The organism is Phocaeicola massiliensis B84634 = Timone 84634 = DSM 17679 = JCM 13223, assembly GCF_000382445.1.
In the GTDB taxonomy this organism is placed as follows: Bacteria; Bacteroidota; Bacteroidia; order Bacteroidales; family Bacteroidaceae; genus Phocaeicola; species Phocaeicola massiliensis.
The window spans coordinates 82,996-99,072 of the sequence record NZ_KB905472.1; the positions used below are offsets into that span (position 1 = coordinate 82,996).

Sequence of the window (16,077 nt, forward strand, 5' to 3'; positions counted from 1 at the left end):
TTACTTATTGTTACGTGTTATAATTTCTTGTGCTAACGCTAAATGGTTCTTGGCTCCGGTTGAGTCGGCATCATATAGAATGACAGGTATGCCGTGGCTGGGAGCTTCGCTTAGTTTAACGTTTCGCTGTATAATCGTCTTGAATACTAGTTCCTGAAAGTGTCTTTTCACTTCATCGTAAATTTGGTTGGCCAGACGAAGACGTGAATCGAACATAGTCAGCAAGAAACCTTCTATTTCCAGTGACGGGTTCAGTTTCGATTTTATAATTTTAATGGTGTTCAGCAATTTGCTGATGCCTTCCAAGGCAAAATATTCACACTGCACAGGAATGATTACAGAATCTGCTGCTGTCAGTGCGTTTATTGTGATGAGTCCCAATGAAGGCGAACAATCTATCAGAATATAGTCATATTCGTTTTTCATTGGACCAAGCACTCTTTTCATTATCTTTTCACGGTCTTCCAGGTTCAGCATTTCTATTTCCGCCCCTACCAGGTCAATGTGAGAAGAAACAATGTCGAGTCCGTCGATGTCGGTGGTATAAATTGCTTCCCGTATATCGGCTTTGTTGATAAGACATTCATAGATAGAACACTCTACCTCTTTAATGTTCACGCCCAATCCAGATGATGCATTGGCCTGTGGGTCAGCATCAATAACCAATACTTTTTTCTCTAGTGTAGCTAGAGAAGCAGCCAGGTTGATAGTGGTGGTAGTTTTACCTACTCCACCTTTTTGATTGGCTAAAGCAATAATTTTTCCCATATTAATCAGTTTTTTCTCGCTGCGAAGTAACTAATAATAGATGAGCACACCTATTAAAATCAGCAGACATTAGCAAAACTGTTGATAACTCATTGGTTTTGTTAATAACTCAACTGGGACAAAGATAATTATTTCTTGCTAATTCTATTTCAATTTTAGCATTGGGTTGTAGAAGATTAAGATAATTTTCTATTCTCAGGGGGGATAGTTCGGCTAAAGAGTTGTATCTTTACACTCCAAGAAAAAATAGAGATTTAATGAGTATGAAGAAAGAAAAACCATTGATATTGTTGTCTAATGATGACGGAGTGAATGCTAAAGGGTTGAATGAACTGATTCGTGCATTGCGCGGATTGGGGGAGATTATTGTGATGGCTCCGGACGGACCGCGTTCCGGTGCATCCGGCTCAATCACTTCTGAGCATCCTGTCAGATATTATAAAGTACGCGAAGAAGAAGATCTGACTGTATATAAATGTAGTGGTACTCCGGTTGATTGTGTGAAGTTGGCTTTGCATGCTGTTGTTCCCCATCGTCCTGATGTGGTGATAGGTGGAATCAATCATGGTGACAATTCGGCTGTGAATGTACATTACTCCGGCACAATGGGAGTGGTGATCGAAGGTTGTTTGAAAGGGATTCCCTCTATAGGCTATTCTTTGTGTAATCATTTGGCTGATGCTGATTTTTCAGCATTATTGCCTTATATCCGCAGAATAACAGAAGAGGTGCTTGAACATGGTTTGCCGGCCGGTATTTGTCTGAACGTGAATTTCCCGGATGTCGCTGAGTTTAAGGGAGTACGTATTTGCCGTCAGACGAACGGTACTTGGGAAAAGGAATGGAAAGTTTGCACACACCCCAGAGGCGGAGAATATTATTGGCTGACAGGGCAGTTTGTGAATCATGAGCCTGAAGCTGTTGATTCTGATCATTGGGCATTGAATCACGGTTATGTTGCCATTACGCCTACACAGATAGATGTTACGGCTTATAGCATAATAAAGGACTTGAAAAACTGGAAATTAGACGTATGAAATACTATTTGATAGTAGGCGAGGCATCAGGGGACTTACATGCATCCAATTTGATGCGTGCTTTGCAGCAAGAGGATTCTCAGGCAGATTTCCGTTTCTTTGGAGGTGATAAAATGAGTGCTGTCGGGGGAAGCAGGGTGAAGCATTATAAAGAGCTGGCTTATATGGGATTTATACCTGTATTATTGCATTTGCGAACCATTCTTCGTAATATGCGACAATGTCAGGAGGATATTGTCGCATGGCAGCCTGATGTGGTTATTTTGGTGGATTATCCCGGGTTTAATTTAAAAATCGCCGAGTATATCAAGAAGAACACTCAAATACCTGTCTACTATTATATTTCTCCCAAGATTTGGGCATGGAAAGAATATAGAATAAAGAACATTAAGCGGGATGTGGATGAACTGTTTTCCATTCTTCCGTTTGAAATCGATTTTTTTGCAGGATATCGTTATCCTATTCATTACGTGGGAAATCCGTGTGTGGATGCGGTCGATGAATATTGCAAAGGAAATGTGGAAACTTTCGGTGCTTTTGCAGCCGAAAACGGTTTGAATGACAAGCCGGTAATTGCCTTGCTTGCCGGCAGCCGTAAACAGGAGATTAAGGATAATCTTCCTAAAATGTTGGAGGCGGCTGCACCTTTTACAAAGGATTATCAATTGGTGCTTGCCGGTGCACCGGGCATGGAATCTTCTTATTATTCAGGATACTTGAATCCGAAAGTTCCTGTTAAGATAGTCTTTGGACAAACTTATAGATTGTTGCGGCAGGCACAGGCGGCGTTGGTGACTTCGGGAACAGCCACATTGGAAACGGCATTGTTCCGGGTTCCACAGGTGGTGTGCTATCATACTCCTCTTGGAAAGTTTATTGCATTTTTGCGCCGGCATATTCTGAAGGTGAAATATATTTCATTAGTTAATCTGATTGCCGATAAAGAAGTTGTCCGTGAGTTGGTTGCTGATACAATGACTGTTGCGAATATCCGTTCGGAACTTGAGTCTGTTTTATATAATAAGGTGTATAGAGAACAAATGATGGTTGAGTACGAGCGTATTATCCAGATATTGGGACCGGCAGGAGCTTCCCGGCAGGCGGCACGACAGATGGTGTCTTTATTGAAGAAATAAACTTTTTAAGGGATATTTTTGTCGTTTCGGGAATAATGAACCAAAATCCCGGAGTATATGAAATATAACTTAAAAAGTTTTTTGGCGACAGGATTTCTTGTTGGGATATCTGTCTTTTATGGTTGTAGGAATGGCAACGGTAGAACGTCCTCTGACGGATGAGACTTCCCCCTCATTTACTCCATTCGATTTACCGGAATTAAAATAGAGATACCACATATAAATAAACTACTGCTGCCGGGATAGCGAGGATGGCACTGTCAAAACGGTCAAGTATTCCACCATGTCCCGGCAGAATGTTTCCGGAATCTTTCAATCCCAGATAACGCTTGAACAGTGACTCACTCAAGTCACCCCATGTACCGAATACGACGATAGTCAATCCTAGTCCTACCCACACTCCTGTTGACATAAATGGGAAAAAATAAGCCATGACAAAAGCAGCGATAATGCTGAATACACCGCCACCGATAGAACCTTCCCATGACTTCTTGGGTGAGATGCGTTCAAATAGGCGGTGCTTTCCGAAGAGCATTCCGGTACAATAAGCACCGGTGTCATTCACCCAGTTAAAGATAAAGATGGAGAGAGGAAGAATAGGGTTATATTGTGAAACACTGATTGTTTCATCAGAATGGAATGCCAATACATTTAATAAGGCAAACGGTAATGCAAGATAAATTTGGCTGAACATGGCGTAAGCCCAATTGTTCAACGGATTTTTCTTCTTGAGATACAGCTCGCTTACCATTAGGTAGATGATTAGTGCCAAATAGGGAACGAATATACCTGTTTGAGCGGGGTTGATGCCATAATAGAAAAAGCATAGAAATAAGAATATACCTCCTAATATGCAGATACGCTTATTCATCTGCACGTCTTCTTGCTTGTTGATTAAATTGCCAAATTCATTAATGGCTGCTGCACTGATGATAGCAAACAAGATGCCGAATGAGACGGGACCTCCTAGTATGCAGCCGATTAATACAGCTACAAAAATAATCCCGGTAATGGCACGTTGCATGAAATTGTTTTTCATGGTAATTTTATTATGTAAATATACTAATGCCATCCCATATTTTCTTTGTCTGTCTTGACTTGAAAATATAGAATGGCAATACTTTTTTATTTATGCTTCTTCTTTTTTTTCTTCTATTTCCTTTTCATCAAAGTTTTCAGTTTCTTTTATGGTTTTAGAAGCACCTTCTTCGGCTGCCATAATTTCTTCTGAGCGTGAGGCCCAAGGGCGTTTGCCAAATATGCGTTCGACATCTTCGGCAAAAATAACTTCTTTTTCAACCAAAAGGCGGGCTAGCTTGTTGTGTCCGTCTTTGTGCTCGGACAAGATTGCTTTGGCACGGTCATATTGTTCGTTAATCATGCGTTTAACTTCTTCATCAATAAGTTCGGCTGTGCGATCGCTATATGGTTTGCTGAAAGAATATTCTTCATTACTGTAATAACATAAGTTCGGCAGCTTGTCGCTCATTCCGGCGTATGCAATCATGCCGTAAGATTGTTTGGTCACTCTTTCCAAGTCGTTCATTGCTCCGGTTGAGATATGTCCGGTGAATAACTCTTCGGCAGCACGCCCGCCTAAAGTAGCACACATTTCGTCCAACATCTGCTCTTTAGTGGTGATTTGCCTTTCTTCGGGCAAATACCACGCAGCACCCAAAGCGCGGCCACGCGGAACAATGGTGACCTTGATTAATGGATTGGCATGTTCCAGGAACCATGAAAGAGTGGCATGACCGGCCTCGTGTAAAGCAATCGTATTTTTCTCGGCAGCGGTCATAATTTTGGTTTTCTTTTCCAAACCACCGATGATACGGTCTACTGCATCCAGAAAATCCTGTTTTCCCACGGCAGGTCTGCCATGACGGGCAGCAATCAGGGCGGCCTCATTACATACATTGGCAATATCTGCGCCGCTGAATCCGGGAGTCTGACGGGCTAATAAATCGATGTCTACCGAATGATCCAGCTTCAAAGGCTTTAAATGTACGCCAAACACTTCTTTGCGTTCATTCAAGTCGGGTAAATCGACATGAATTTGACGGTCAAAACGTCCGGCACGAAGCAATGCTTTATCGAGGATATCTACACGGTTGGTAGCGGCCAAAATAATGACGCCACTGTTAGAGCCGAAGCCATCCATTTCGGTTAATAATTGGTTCAGTGTGTTTTCGCGTTCGTCATTTCCACCCATACTCGGGTTTTTACCGCGTGCACGTCCTACTGCGTCAATTTCGTCAATGAAAATTATACAAGGAGCTTTTTCCTTGGCCTGACGGAAAAGGTCACGAACACGTGAAGCGCCTACACCCACAAACATTTCAACGAAATCAGAGCCGGATAATGAGAAGAACGGAACATCTGCTTCACCTGCCACAGCTTTTGCAAGCAGGGTTTTACCTGTTCCCGGAGGGCCTACAAGCAAAGCGCCTTTAGGTATTTTACCTCCAAGTTCCGTATATTTCTGTGGTTGTTTCAGAAACTCTACAATTTCTTCTACCTCCTGCTTTGCTTCTGCCTGACCGGCTACATCCTTAAATGTAATTCGGTTGGTCTTGTCTCCCTTTTCATATACTTGGGCTTTACTTTTACCTACATTAAAAGGATTGGCGCCACCCGAACCTCCGCCTCCGCTCATACGGCGCATGGCAAACATCCAAATACCGATTAGAAGTAGGAAAGGAGCGATATTCCAAAACAGAGCGCCGAAATAGTCACGTTTTTTCTCGTAACTGATCGAGCCCGTAAAATGACCCTCTTCCTGAGCTTTTTCCAAAAATTTGTCCAATGATTCTATCGAACCGATTTCTACACTCAGTGAGGGACTTCTTCCTACTCTCTTATAATCATTCTTGAATACATCTTTGATATACTCAGGTTTGATAAACATTTCAACTGTATTATTGTCATAGGCAATGATTTTATTCGCATACCCCTTATTCACCATGTCTTTAAACTCGGTATAAGTGATTTGCTTATCTATTCCTCCTTCCTGATTGGAAAAATAGAGGATACCAAAGCTCATTGCGATGATAACATATAACCAGCTTAAATTAAAGCGTGGCATATTTATTTTAGGCTTGTTGTTATTATTAGTTTCACTCATTTTTTTTCTATCAAATGTTTAATCTAAATCGGGTAAGTAGGTAAGCTTGGCATCTGCCCATAGGTGCTCCAGATTATAGAAATCTCTGACCTCGGGTAGGAATACATGTACTAAGACATCACTATAGTCCATTGCTACCCATTGTGCATTTTGGAGTCCGTCTATTGCAGTCGGCTTATTATCTGTTGCTATACGGACATAATCTTTTACCGAGTCGACAATCGCTGTGACTTGGCTGGGAGAATTTCCCTGACAGATAACAAAATAATTGCAAATCGTATCGTCAATGGAACTAAGGTCTGCTATAACAATGTTTTTACCTTTTTTTTCTTGAATACCTTCTGTTATTTTTTTTACTAAATACTTTGCTTCGTTCATTCTATTTAATACTAATTTTACTCAATAGTCTACATTTACAACAAAGTACAAAGATACTTGGTTTTCTAATTACAACGAAAAAATGTGCTTGAAATATGCGCTCTTTTTGTTTTTTTTAGTTAGAGAACCTTTTAATATTAGGTTAATCCCTTAGATAAGTTTTGATTTACCTCTGTTTTTACCTCAAATATATTAAAGGATGAAAGATAGGGTGGTCGTACCGGACAAACAGAATGGCTCTTTGAATGTTTTGCCGGAGTTGGATGTGTTTGTTTCGGATGTCAGATTGGATATTTATGAATATATTCTGATTATTAATAAATTAGATGGATTTGTTGACTTTGGTTTTACTTGTGAAGAAGTATGTTGGATGATGATAATACTTCTATGCCAATTCACTTTACAGTAAAATAATGGAGTTTTTTTAGAAAAAAGTTATATAAAAGTTTGTAGGTTTCAGAAAAAGCGGTATCTTTGCACCGTCAAAAACGAAATGAGGCTTTTGATAAAGGACATTGGGATATGGTGTAATGGTAACACAACAGATTCTGGTCCTGTTTTTCCAGGTTCGAATCCTGGTATCCCAACAAAGAAATTACTTGTTAAAGTTTAAAAAGCTCCTAAATATATTGTTTTAGGAGCTTTTTTATTGCTCTCATTTTGTCTTTCGAAAAAAGTGGGACATTGATTCGGGGGCAAATCGGGATTGCCAATTCTCCCAAAGAAACATCCTTTCCGAGTCTATTGAACAGATGTATTTAAAAAGGGACATTCATTAAATATTACAAAATCAGCCAACTAATTCATACACAAATTATTGCGAATTAGTTGGCTTTTTTGTATCTTTAGGTATTCCCCCGAAAATAAGGTTTGACGGCCAAAACGGGGGAAATATCCAAACTAATAAGATATGGCAAAGATAGTGAATATTTCAGAAATTCACCCTACTTTGGGTTTTACAGAATTTGATATTCTGGAAAAATACCGCAAGAGTTTTAATGAGAGTGAGCTTGGCAAGCTTCATTCAGTCTTTCCGTTTGAATGTATGGCAAAAGCCGCAGGCCTGTCGGACCGGCGCCTGGGACGCAGGAACAGATTCAGTCCTTCCGCAAAGATCGCCCTTATGGTCCTGAAGGCATACACCGGATTCTCCGACAGGCAACTGGTGGAACATCTGAACGGGAACATACACTACCAGATTTTCTGTGGAATTATGATTCCCCCGTCCCTTCCCATAACCAACTTCAAGATAGTCAGTGCCATCCGTAATGAGATAGCATCCCGCCTTGACATTGATTCTTTCCAGGAGCTCCTGGCTTCACACTGGAAACCTTATCTTGATAACCTTCACGTCTGCATGACCGATGCCACATGCTATGAAAGCCACATGCGTTTTCCTACGGACATGAAACTCCTTTGGGAAAGCCTCGAATGGCTCTACAGGCATATATGCCGGCATTGCAAGGAGCTGGGCATAAGGCGTCCGCGCAACAAATACAGGAATGTGGCGGAATCCTATCTGTCCTACTGCAAGAAAAGAAAGAGGAGAGCTTCAAGGACAAGAATGCTTAAGCGCCGTATGATCAAGCTTCTTGAAAAGCTCCTCAGTCAAAGGGATGGAATCCATAGCGAGTACGGTGCTTTACTCCGATATACCCAGGATTATCATAAGCGTCTTTCCATCATCAGAAAGGTGCTTGTACAAGAAAAGGAAATGTTTGAAGGGCGGAAAGTCAGTGACCGCATCGTCAGCATTGACCGTCATTATGTACGTCCCATCGTCAGAGGCAAGGAAACCAAGTCCGTCGAGTTTGGTGCAAAGGTCAATAATATACAGATAGACGGCATATCGTTCATAGAACACCTCTCGTTCAAGGCATTCAATGAGGGTATACGCTTGAAGGACTGTATCCGTATGCAGCAGAAGCTTATGAATGTAAGGGTAAGATGTGTGGCTGCCGATTCCATATATGCCAATAATGCCAACAGAAAGTTCTGTACAAAATATGGGATATCCACATCCTTTGTGCGCAAGGGAAGGGCGGCCAAAGATGAGCCTTTGAGGAAGATGCTTAGAAGCGAACTCTCAAAAGAAAGGGCAACACGGCTTGAAGGAAGCTTCGGCACTCAAAAGCAACATTACTCGCTCTCAAGGATAAAGGCCGGAAACAGGAAGACGGAAATACTGTGGATTTTCTTTGGAATACATACGGCAAATGCCATACTGATGATAGAAAAAATCAGAAACAAAACAGCTAAAGCAGCATGATATGATTTTACTCACAGAATCAGAAGAGGTCATCAGACTTCTTCCGGAACGTCATGTCCTGTCGGATAGAATTATGTGAGAAAGCACGGAAAAATGGCAATAAGAATGGCATATGAAGTGATCATGCCCTATCATCTTCATATGCCATCTTATTTTTTAGAGACATTTACTGAATATCCCTAAAAAACCGCCATCTCAATATAAAAGGATGCTCCTTCTGATTAAGACGGCGGAATCAAGATATAAGAATATTTTTTTATTCTTTACTCATTGATTGGTCAATGATTTCGATTTTCTTCAGTATTAATTCTAAATCTGCTTTTAACTTTTCAACTTTACGATTCATTTCTGTTACCAGGTTACTGCCTTTCTTTGACGAACTGGTCAGGAATCCCAAGTTATTTTCGTACGTTTGAATTTCGTTTTTCATATTTTCATACGCACGAACCAGCTTTTCACGTTCACGGTATATATTACCTTCTTTACCGATGTTTGACTTGAAGTTGCTCAACTTCTTCTGAGAAGCAGACAGGTTCAGTTTATCGAACAACTTATCAATTATTGCGTGATATTGTTTGTATAACTTATCTTTTTCCTTGAAAGGGACATGGCCGATTGTATTCCATTCTTTCATCAGCTCACGAATGGTATTATCGGCATCTTCTTCAGGAGTTTCTTGAGCGTTGATTGCATTCAGCTTTTCGATAATCTCTTTTTTCAGCACCATATTTTCCTGTTCAACAGAACGTTGTGAAGAAGTAGCCTTGTTCTTTTGGTCAAAGAAATAGTCACAAGCCCCGATGAAACGCTTCCATATCATTTCCGAATATTTCTTTGGGACCGGGCCGATGGTTTTCCATTCCTTTTGCAATTTGCTCAATACTTCGGCGGTAGTCTTCCAGTCTGTGCTGTCTTTCAGCGCTTCAGCCTTTTCACATAATTCTTTCTTTTTCTCCAAATTACCGGACATGTTTTCCTTGACAGACTTGAAGAATTCGGCTTTGCGTTTAAAGAATTCATCACATGCCGAACGGAAACGCTCGAATATTTTCACATTCATTTTCTGCGGAGCATAGCCGATGGTTTTCCATTTGGCCTGCAAAGCAATGACTTCCTGTGTTTTATTTTCCCAATCCTGGAAGGTGGTAAATGTGTCATACTCCATTGTTTCCACAATTTCGCAAATAACGGTCTTTTCATCCAAGTTGCGTTGCTCTTTTTCTTTTAGGGCTTCGAAGTGCTGCTGGTGACGGCGGTTTACGGTTGTTGAAGCAGTTTTAAAACGTGTCCAGATTTCTTCGCGCAATTCTTTGGCTACGGGACCTGTATCACGGAATTCCTGATGCAGTTTCTGTAATTGGTGGAAAGCGGAAATGATGTCTTCTTCGTTTGCCAGTTTTTCGGCTGCTTCACAGAGATGCAGTTTAATTTCGAGGTTTTTCTTGAAATCATATTCGCGGAATTCATTGTTCAGCTTAATCAGATCGTAGAACTTTTCAGCATAAAGCTGGTAATTCTTCCATAGTTCATTGATTTTGGCTGCCGGAACTTGCTTGATTTCATTCCATTCTTGCTGTAGTTTTTTGAATTCATTGTAGGCTTTGTTGGCGTCATCGTGAGATTCAGACAGCTCTTTCAGCTTTTCAATGATGGCCAGTTTCTTCTGCAAGTTCTCTTCTTTTTCTTTCTCCTGCTCCGCAAGCATGGCGCTTCTTTTCTCTTTGATGGAACTCATGGCTTCCTTGAAGCGGCTTTCAGAGTCGTCTGAAGGCATTACAAATGCTTCGGGTGCTCCACCGGCCTCTATAAATGTTTTACGAGCCGTTTCCTGTTCTGCTTTGTGTAACTTATAGAAAGTTTGTTTCAGCAAATCCAACTCTTGTTTGTCGGCATTGCAAGCATCTTCGTTGAGTTCTTTTAGACGTTTAATGACCTCTTCTTTGGTTTGTTTAGGTACATACATAGTGTTATTCTCTTCCGCTTGGGCGGGGGATGATACCAAAGTTTCGGGCGTCTTGTCCATCGGAACTTCGGTTAAAGGGCGATTAGTTTCATTCGAGTCCATCGTATAGATTTTTAAAGTGAGCTTTCTTATTATAGCAACAGTTTACAAATTAAAAGAAATAAATTAGAACTTCATACTATTTTGCCTGTTTTTTTTATTTTAGGTCGATAAATGTTGTATTTCGGGCACGAATCTCATCCTTTGTCACACTTAATATGGTGATACAGAATATGAAATCCGTGCCCGAAACACATTATGAAGAAAGAGAATTACGATAGTAATACCGTAATGCCCATATAAAGCATCATGCCTATGATATCGTTGGTAATGGAGATAAACGGTCCCGTGGCAATGGCGGGATCTATTTTTAGCTTTTCGAGTGTCATGGGGACCAAGGTACCGAAGATGGAAGCAAACATGACAACAGCGAACAGGCTGACTGATACCGAGTAAGATACGGTGGCAGTTGCTCCGAAGCGGATAAAGTTATAAATATAAACCAACATGGAAATGATAGTCGCATTGATAACGGCTACTACGGATTCTTTAACGATTTGTTTCCATGTATTGTGGGCATCCAGCGAACTGTTGGCAAGCCCCTGTACTACTAGTGCGGAAGATTGTGTTCCCACATTTCCTCCCGTACCGCCGATAAGCGGGATATAGAGTGCCATTTCGGGATGGGCTGCAAAGGTGCTGTCGAAGTTTCCCAGTATCATGGAGTTGCCGATACCGCCAATCATTCCAATCAGCAGCCATGGCAGACGTGCTGTGGTCTGGCGGAATACGCTATCGTCCGTTTCTACGTCTTGAGACAAACCGGATGCCAACTGGTAATCGCGTTCGGCCTGTTCACGGACTTCGTCCATTACATCGTCTACAGTGATACGCCCCACTAAACGACCGATGCTGTCTACTACGGGGACTGCCACCAAGTCGTATTTTTCAATTAACTGAACCACTTCGTCTATCGGAGTGTCTACATGTACTGAGATCGGGTCCTTCTTCATCACATGCTTCACTTTGGAAACAGAAGGACTGGTAATCATCTTTTTTAAGGGGAATACACCACGCAGGCGTTCGTCGTCATCCACTACATATACATAATAGATTTCATCCATGTCTTCTGCCTGAATACGCATTTCTTTCAGACATTCGGGCATACTCCAGTTTTCATTTACGATGACCATTTCGGTTCCCATCAAACCGCCGGCGGTGTCTTCATCGTATTTCAGCAAGTCGACAATGTCGCCTGCCTGTTCTATATCTTCGATGTGCGAAAGGACTTCTTCCTGTTTGTCTTCGTCCATTTCACGGATGATGTCAACGGCGTCATCCGAGTCCATGTAGTCTACAAATCGCTTGGCAATTGTTTCGGAAGGAAGTATCTCTAAGAAATCCTTACGTGCGTCCTCGTCCATTTCGATGAGGACATCGGCAGCTGTTTCATTATCCAATAACAGATAAATAAACCGGGCTTCTTCGGCATCCAGTTCATTGCACAGTTCGGCAATGTCGGCAGGATGTAAGCCGGAGAGCAGTCCTTTCAGTTCTTCGGAGTTCTTTTGCTCGATGAGCTGCTCTACTTTTTCTAATTCCTCTTTATTCATCCTATTCTTCTTCCGTTAATATAAAATAAATAGGTTATTCCTTTTGGCTTGTTGCACCTTTGCGGGCGATGTCGTTGCCGCAGTCTATGTCTGCTTTGTCTTTCAGAGCGGTTTCCACCCGGTTGGTCAGTTCGATAAATTCCTGTACCGATAACTGTTCCGGGCGTTTGTTGAATACCGGATCATTGCTCAGCGGATTTCCTTTTTCTAAAATTGAAGAGATGGAATTCCGCAAAGTCTTTCGCCGTTGGTTGAAAGTGGTTTTCACGATAAGTTTGAACAACCTCTCGTTGCACCCCAGTTCTTTTGTTTCGTTGCGTGTCATGCGGATGACGGCACTTTTTACTTTGGGGGGCGGGTTGAACACATGTTCGTGTACGGTAAACAGATATTCCACCTTATACCATGCTTGAATCAGAATGCTCAGGATGCCGTATGTCTTGCTGCCCGGACCGGCGGCAATACGTTCGGCCACTTCTTTCTGAATCATTCCGGTGCAACAGGGAATCAGGTCTTTGTAGTCCAGCATTTTAAAAAAGATTTGGCTGGATATATTATAAGGATAGTTACCGGTGAGGACAAAAGGTCTGCCGTCAAACAGCTTCTCCAGTTTCAGCTTCAGAAAGTCATCTTCTATGATGTTTCCTTCCAAAGCGGGGAAGTTCTCACGCAGATAGGCAACCGATTCAAAATCAAGCTCTACCACTTTCACTTCACGTCCTTTTTCCATCAGGAATTGGGTTAATACTCCCATGCCCGGTCCTACTTCGAGAATAGGTAAACCGGGACATTCGTCCACTGTATCGGCTATGTCTTTTGCAATACTCAGGTCTTTAAGGAAGTGTTGTCCCAGAAATTTTTTTGGTTTGACTAATCCCATTCCGTTATTTTTCTATCGTTAATAAATAGGTTTATTTCGCTAAGATAGTATCTTTGCATCGTGCAAAGGTAAACATTATAAATTTAAAATACGCTGATTTTGGAAGGAACTCATATAAAAAAGATTGTAAAAAAGAGCCTGCAAATACTACTTCCGTTGGTTTTGGGAGCTGCGATAATGATATGGATGTACCGCGGATTTAATTTCGGGCATGTGTGGGAAGTATTGGATGGCGGGATGGATTATAGTTGGATGCTGCTTTCGCTGGTGTTTGGTGTGTTTAGTCACATCTTCCGGGGATGGAGGTGGAAACTTACATTGGCTCCGTTGGGTGAGTATCCCAAAACATCAGACTGCGTGTATGCTGTTTTTGTGTCGTATGCCGCTAATCTGATTGTCCCTCGTGTGGGTGAAATTTCCCGTTGCGGCATTTTGGCAAAGTATGACGGCACTTCTTTTCCCAAGTCTTTGGGGACAGTGGTGACGGAGCGTCTGATCGATACTCTCTGTGTAGCTTTGATAACAGGAGTGACCTTGTTGCTGCAAGCCGGTGTGTTTGCCACTTTTTTCAAAGAAACCGGAACTGATACGCGGGCGCTGACCGATGTGTTGACTTCTGCCCATTTTTACATTATTATAATATGTGTTTCGGCTGTTTGTGTGCTGGCCTTTTTTCTGATAAGGAATGTGGCGGTTTTTGCAAAGGTGAGAGGCATTCTGCATAATGTGTGGGTGGGTATCCTTTCGTTGAAAGATGTGAAGCAGATGCCGCTTTTCATCTTTTACACCGTTGCCATTTGGATCTGTTATTTCCTGCAATTTTACGTATCCTTCTTTTGTTTTGGTTTCTCGGCCGATCTGAGCATTATGGCGGCATTGGTGATGTTTGTTGTGGGTAGCATTGCGGTCGTTGTCCCCACCCCTAATGGGGCAGGTCCGTGGCATTTTGCTGTCATAACAATGATGATGCTCTATGGAGTGGGTAAAGAAGATGCAGGAATTTTTGCACTATTAGTGCATGGAATACAAACCTTTTTATTAATTTTGTTGGGAATATATGGATTAGCGGCTTTGCCGTTCACTAATAAAACTAAGAAGTTATGAGTACAATTCTCTCTCTTGCTCCGCAGAACGTGTGGAAGCATTTCTATTCATTGACTCAGGTTCCCCGTCCTTCGGGTCATCTGAAGAAGATTCAAGAGTTCTTGCTGAACTTTGGAAAGAGCATCGGTGTAGAAACATTTCAAGATGAAGCAGGTAACATCATCTATCGTAAACCTGCTACTCCCGGTATGGAAAACCGTAAGAAAGTAATTCTTCAGTCACATATGGACATGGTGCCCCAGAAGAATAACGATACAGTACATGATTTTGAAAACGATCCCATCCAGACTTATATCGACGGCGATTGGGTGAAAGCCAAAGGCACCACATTGGGAGCTGACAACGGTATGGGTGTAGCTGCTATTATGGCTGTTTTAGAGGACAACACACTGAAGCACGGACCGTTGGAAGCATTGATTACCGCTGATGAGGAAACCGGAATGTTTGGTGCATTCGGCTTGAAACCGGGTACGGTAGATGGAGATATTTTGTTGAATCTTGATTCGGAAGAAGAAGGTGAACTATATATCGGTTGTGCAGGCGGTGAAGATCTGACTGCTACTTTGGAATACAAAGAAGTGGAAACCGACCCTGATGATATCGCTTTGAAAGTGACTTTGAAAGGACTTCGCGGCGGTCACTCCGGTCTTGAAATCAACGAAGGCCGTGCCAATGCCAATAAGTTGATGGCACGCTTTATGAATCAGGTGATTGCTTACGATGAGGCATGCTTGGTTTCATGGCAGGGTGGAAATATGCGTAATGCCATTCCCCGTGAGTGCGAAGTGGTGATTACCATTCCGGCTGAAGAAGAAGCAGATGTGATGGAATATGTACAAGAATGCGAGACTTTGTGGAACGAAGAATATCATGTGCACGAAACTCCGATCAGCTTTAAGGCAGAGCGTGTCGAACTGCCTGCAATGATGGTTCCCGATGAAATCAGAGACAATCTGGTTGATGCCATCTATGCTTGTCAGAACGGTGTGTCACGCATGATTCCGACCATTCCCGATACAGTGGAGACATCTTCCAATCTGGCTATTGTCACTATCGGTGGCGGTAAAGCGGAAATAAAGATTCTGACCCGTAGTTCGCGCGACTCCATGAAGGATTATCTGAATACTTCTTTGGAAAGCTGTTTCTCTATGGCAGGCATGGAAGTGACACGCACCGGCGGTTATTCCGGTTGGGAACCGAATGTTGATTCTCCTATCTTGAAAGCAATGAAGGAATCGTATAAGGCACAGTTCGGCAAGGAACCGGAAGTGAAAGTGATTCATGCCGGTTTGGAATGTGGCATCATCGGTGCCGTTGTTCCGGGCTTGGATATGATTTCTTTCGGACCTACCTTGCGTTCTCCTCATTCACCCGACGAACGTTGTTATATTCCTTCGGTTGCCAAGTTCTATGATTTTGTAGTGGCAACATTGGGCAATACGCCTGTCAAAGAATAAAGAATATAAATTCATTAAAATAGTTGCAGATAAGGCTGGATTCTTAGAGTCCGGCCTTATTTGATATTAAGTCCATGCTTATTCCTTCGTAGTCGGTTGTTTCCGAAAGGCTGTTTTCGTTGAATAATAAAAGAGCGTCCGATAGAGCGCACCAACCTGTGAAATGTATGTGTATTTATTGGTCATCAAAGGTATGAGATATCGCTTAAAGTTCCAAATCTATTTGTGTCTTGTTTTTTGTTACTTAAGACAACGGACGTACTGCGCTTGCTTTGGATAAATGAATTACACCTTTTCGGGTATATTTTA

At 42.0% G+C, this 16,077-nt stretch carries 13 protein-coding genes and 1 tRNA gene; 7 read left to right on the top strand and 7 right to left on the bottom strand.

Annotated features, from left to right (window positions below; translation table 11 throughout):
• Window positions 1-768 (bottom strand): ParA family protein, encoded by a 768-nt coding sequence (locus HMPREF1534_RS18435; RefSeq protein WP_005935540.1) that lies wholly within the window; start codon window positions 766-768, stop codon window positions 1-3.
• A gap of 263 nt (window positions 769-1,031) precedes the next feature.
• Here HMPREF1534_RS18435 and surE point away from each other — a divergent pair, with 263 nt between their 5' ends.
• Both surE and lpxB read left to right on the top strand, forming a co-directional pair.
• Window positions 1,032-1,805: a 5'/3'-nucleotidase SurE gene (surE, locus tag HMPREF1534_RS18430; protein ID WP_025066906.1), complete on the top strand. Its 774-nt coding sequence runs from the start codon at window positions 1,032-1,034 to the stop codon at window positions 1,803-1,805.
• The gene (gene lpxB, locus HMPREF1534_RS18425) at window positions 1,802-2,941 is read left to right on the top strand and encodes a lipid-A-disaccharide synthase (protein ID WP_005935545.1); all 1,140 of its coding nucleotides are present in this window, start codon (window positions 1,802-1,804) and stop codon (window positions 2,939-2,941) included. Before surE ends, lpxB begins: the two co-directional genes overlap by 4 nt.
• A 199-nt stretch (window positions 2,942-3,140) precedes the next feature.
• On the opposite strand, the gene HMPREF1534_RS18420 is transcribed toward lpxB, so the two are convergent.
• From HMPREF1534_RS18420 to rsfS, 3 genes are all read right to left on the bottom strand, one after another.
• Window positions 3,141-3,980, bottom strand: coding sequence for a phosphatidate cytidylyltransferase (locus tag HMPREF1534_RS18420; RefSeq protein ID WP_005935548.1), 840 nt, complete (start codon window positions 3,978-3,980; stop codon window positions 3,141-3,143).
• 90 nt (window positions 3,981-4,070) lie between these two features.
• Window positions 4,071-6,065, bottom strand: a complete 1,995-nt coding sequence (gene ftsH, locus HMPREF1534_RS18415) for an ATP-dependent zinc metalloprotease FtsH (protein WP_005935551.1) — start codon at window positions 6,063-6,065, stop codon at window positions 4,071-4,073.
• An 18-nt stretch (window positions 6,066-6,083) separates the two neighbouring features.
• Window positions 6,084-6,443, bottom strand: a complete 360-nt coding sequence (rsfS, locus tag HMPREF1534_RS18410; protein WP_005935554.1) for a ribosome silencing factor — start codon at window positions 6,441-6,443, stop codon at window positions 6,084-6,086.
• 199 nt (window positions 6,444-6,642) lie between these two features.
• On the opposite strand from rsfS, the gene HMPREF1534_RS18405 reads away from it, so the two are divergent.
• The 3 genes from HMPREF1534_RS18405 to HMPREF1534_RS18395 all read left to right on the top strand — a co-directional run bounded on the left by HMPREF1534_RS18405 (window position 6,643) and on the right by HMPREF1534_RS18395 (window position 8,712).
• Complete coding sequence (locus tag HMPREF1534_RS18405) at window positions 6,643-6,852, top strand: hypothetical protein (RefSeq protein WP_005935557.1); 210 nt, start codon at window positions 6,643-6,645, stop codon at window positions 6,850-6,852.
• Between the two features lie 107 nt (window positions 6,853-6,959).
• A tRNA-Gln gene (locus tag HMPREF1534_RS18400) sits at window positions 6,960-7,030 on the top strand.
• 323 nt (window positions 7,031-7,353) lie between these two features.
• On the top strand, window positions 7,354-8,712 hold the full coding sequence (locus HMPREF1534_RS18395) for a transposase (protein WP_005935559.1): 1,359 nt from the start codon (window positions 7,354-7,356) through the stop codon (window positions 8,710-8,712).
• A 256-nt stretch (window positions 8,713-8,968) separates the two neighbouring features.
• On the opposite strand, the gene HMPREF1534_RS18390 is transcribed toward HMPREF1534_RS18395, so the two are convergent.
• The 3 genes from HMPREF1534_RS18390 to rsmA form a co-directional block, all read right to left on the bottom strand.
• Window positions 8,969-10,777: a DUF349 domain-containing protein gene (locus HMPREF1534_RS18390; RefSeq protein ID WP_005935562.1), complete on the bottom strand. Its 1,809-nt coding sequence runs from the start codon at window positions 10,775-10,777 to the stop codon at window positions 8,969-8,971.
• 209 nt (window positions 10,778-10,986) lie between these two features.
• On the bottom strand, window positions 10,987-12,327 hold the full coding sequence (mgtE, locus tag HMPREF1534_RS18385; RefSeq protein ID WP_005935565.1) for a magnesium transporter: 1,341 nt from the start codon (window positions 12,325-12,327) through the stop codon (window positions 10,987-10,989).
• Window positions 12,328-12,361: 34 nt separating this feature from the next.
• Window positions 12,362-13,207 carry a 16S rRNA (adenine(1518)-N(6)/adenine(1519)-N(6))-dimethyltransferase RsmA gene (gene rsmA / locus HMPREF1534_RS18380; protein ID WP_005935568.1) on the bottom strand — a complete coding sequence of 282 codons (846 nt, stop codon included), beginning with the start codon at window positions 13,205-13,207 and terminating at the stop codon, window positions 12,362-12,364.
• Window positions 13,208-13,306: 99 nt separating this feature from the next.
• Here rsmA and HMPREF1534_RS18375 point away from each other — a divergent pair, with 99 nt between their 5' ends.
• On the top strand, window positions 13,307-14,311 hold the full coding sequence (locus HMPREF1534_RS18375) for a lysylphosphatidylglycerol synthase transmembrane domain-containing protein (protein WP_005935570.1): 1,005 nt from the start codon (window positions 13,307-13,309) through the stop codon (window positions 14,309-14,311).
• A complete protein-coding gene (locus tag HMPREF1534_RS18370; protein WP_005935572.1) occupies window positions 14,308-15,768 on the top strand; it encodes an aminoacyl-histidine dipeptidase in 1,461 nt (486 codons plus the stop codon). Before HMPREF1534_RS18375 ends, HMPREF1534_RS18370 begins: the two co-directional genes overlap by 4 nt.
• Window positions 15,769-16,077: the final 309 nt, after the last annotated feature.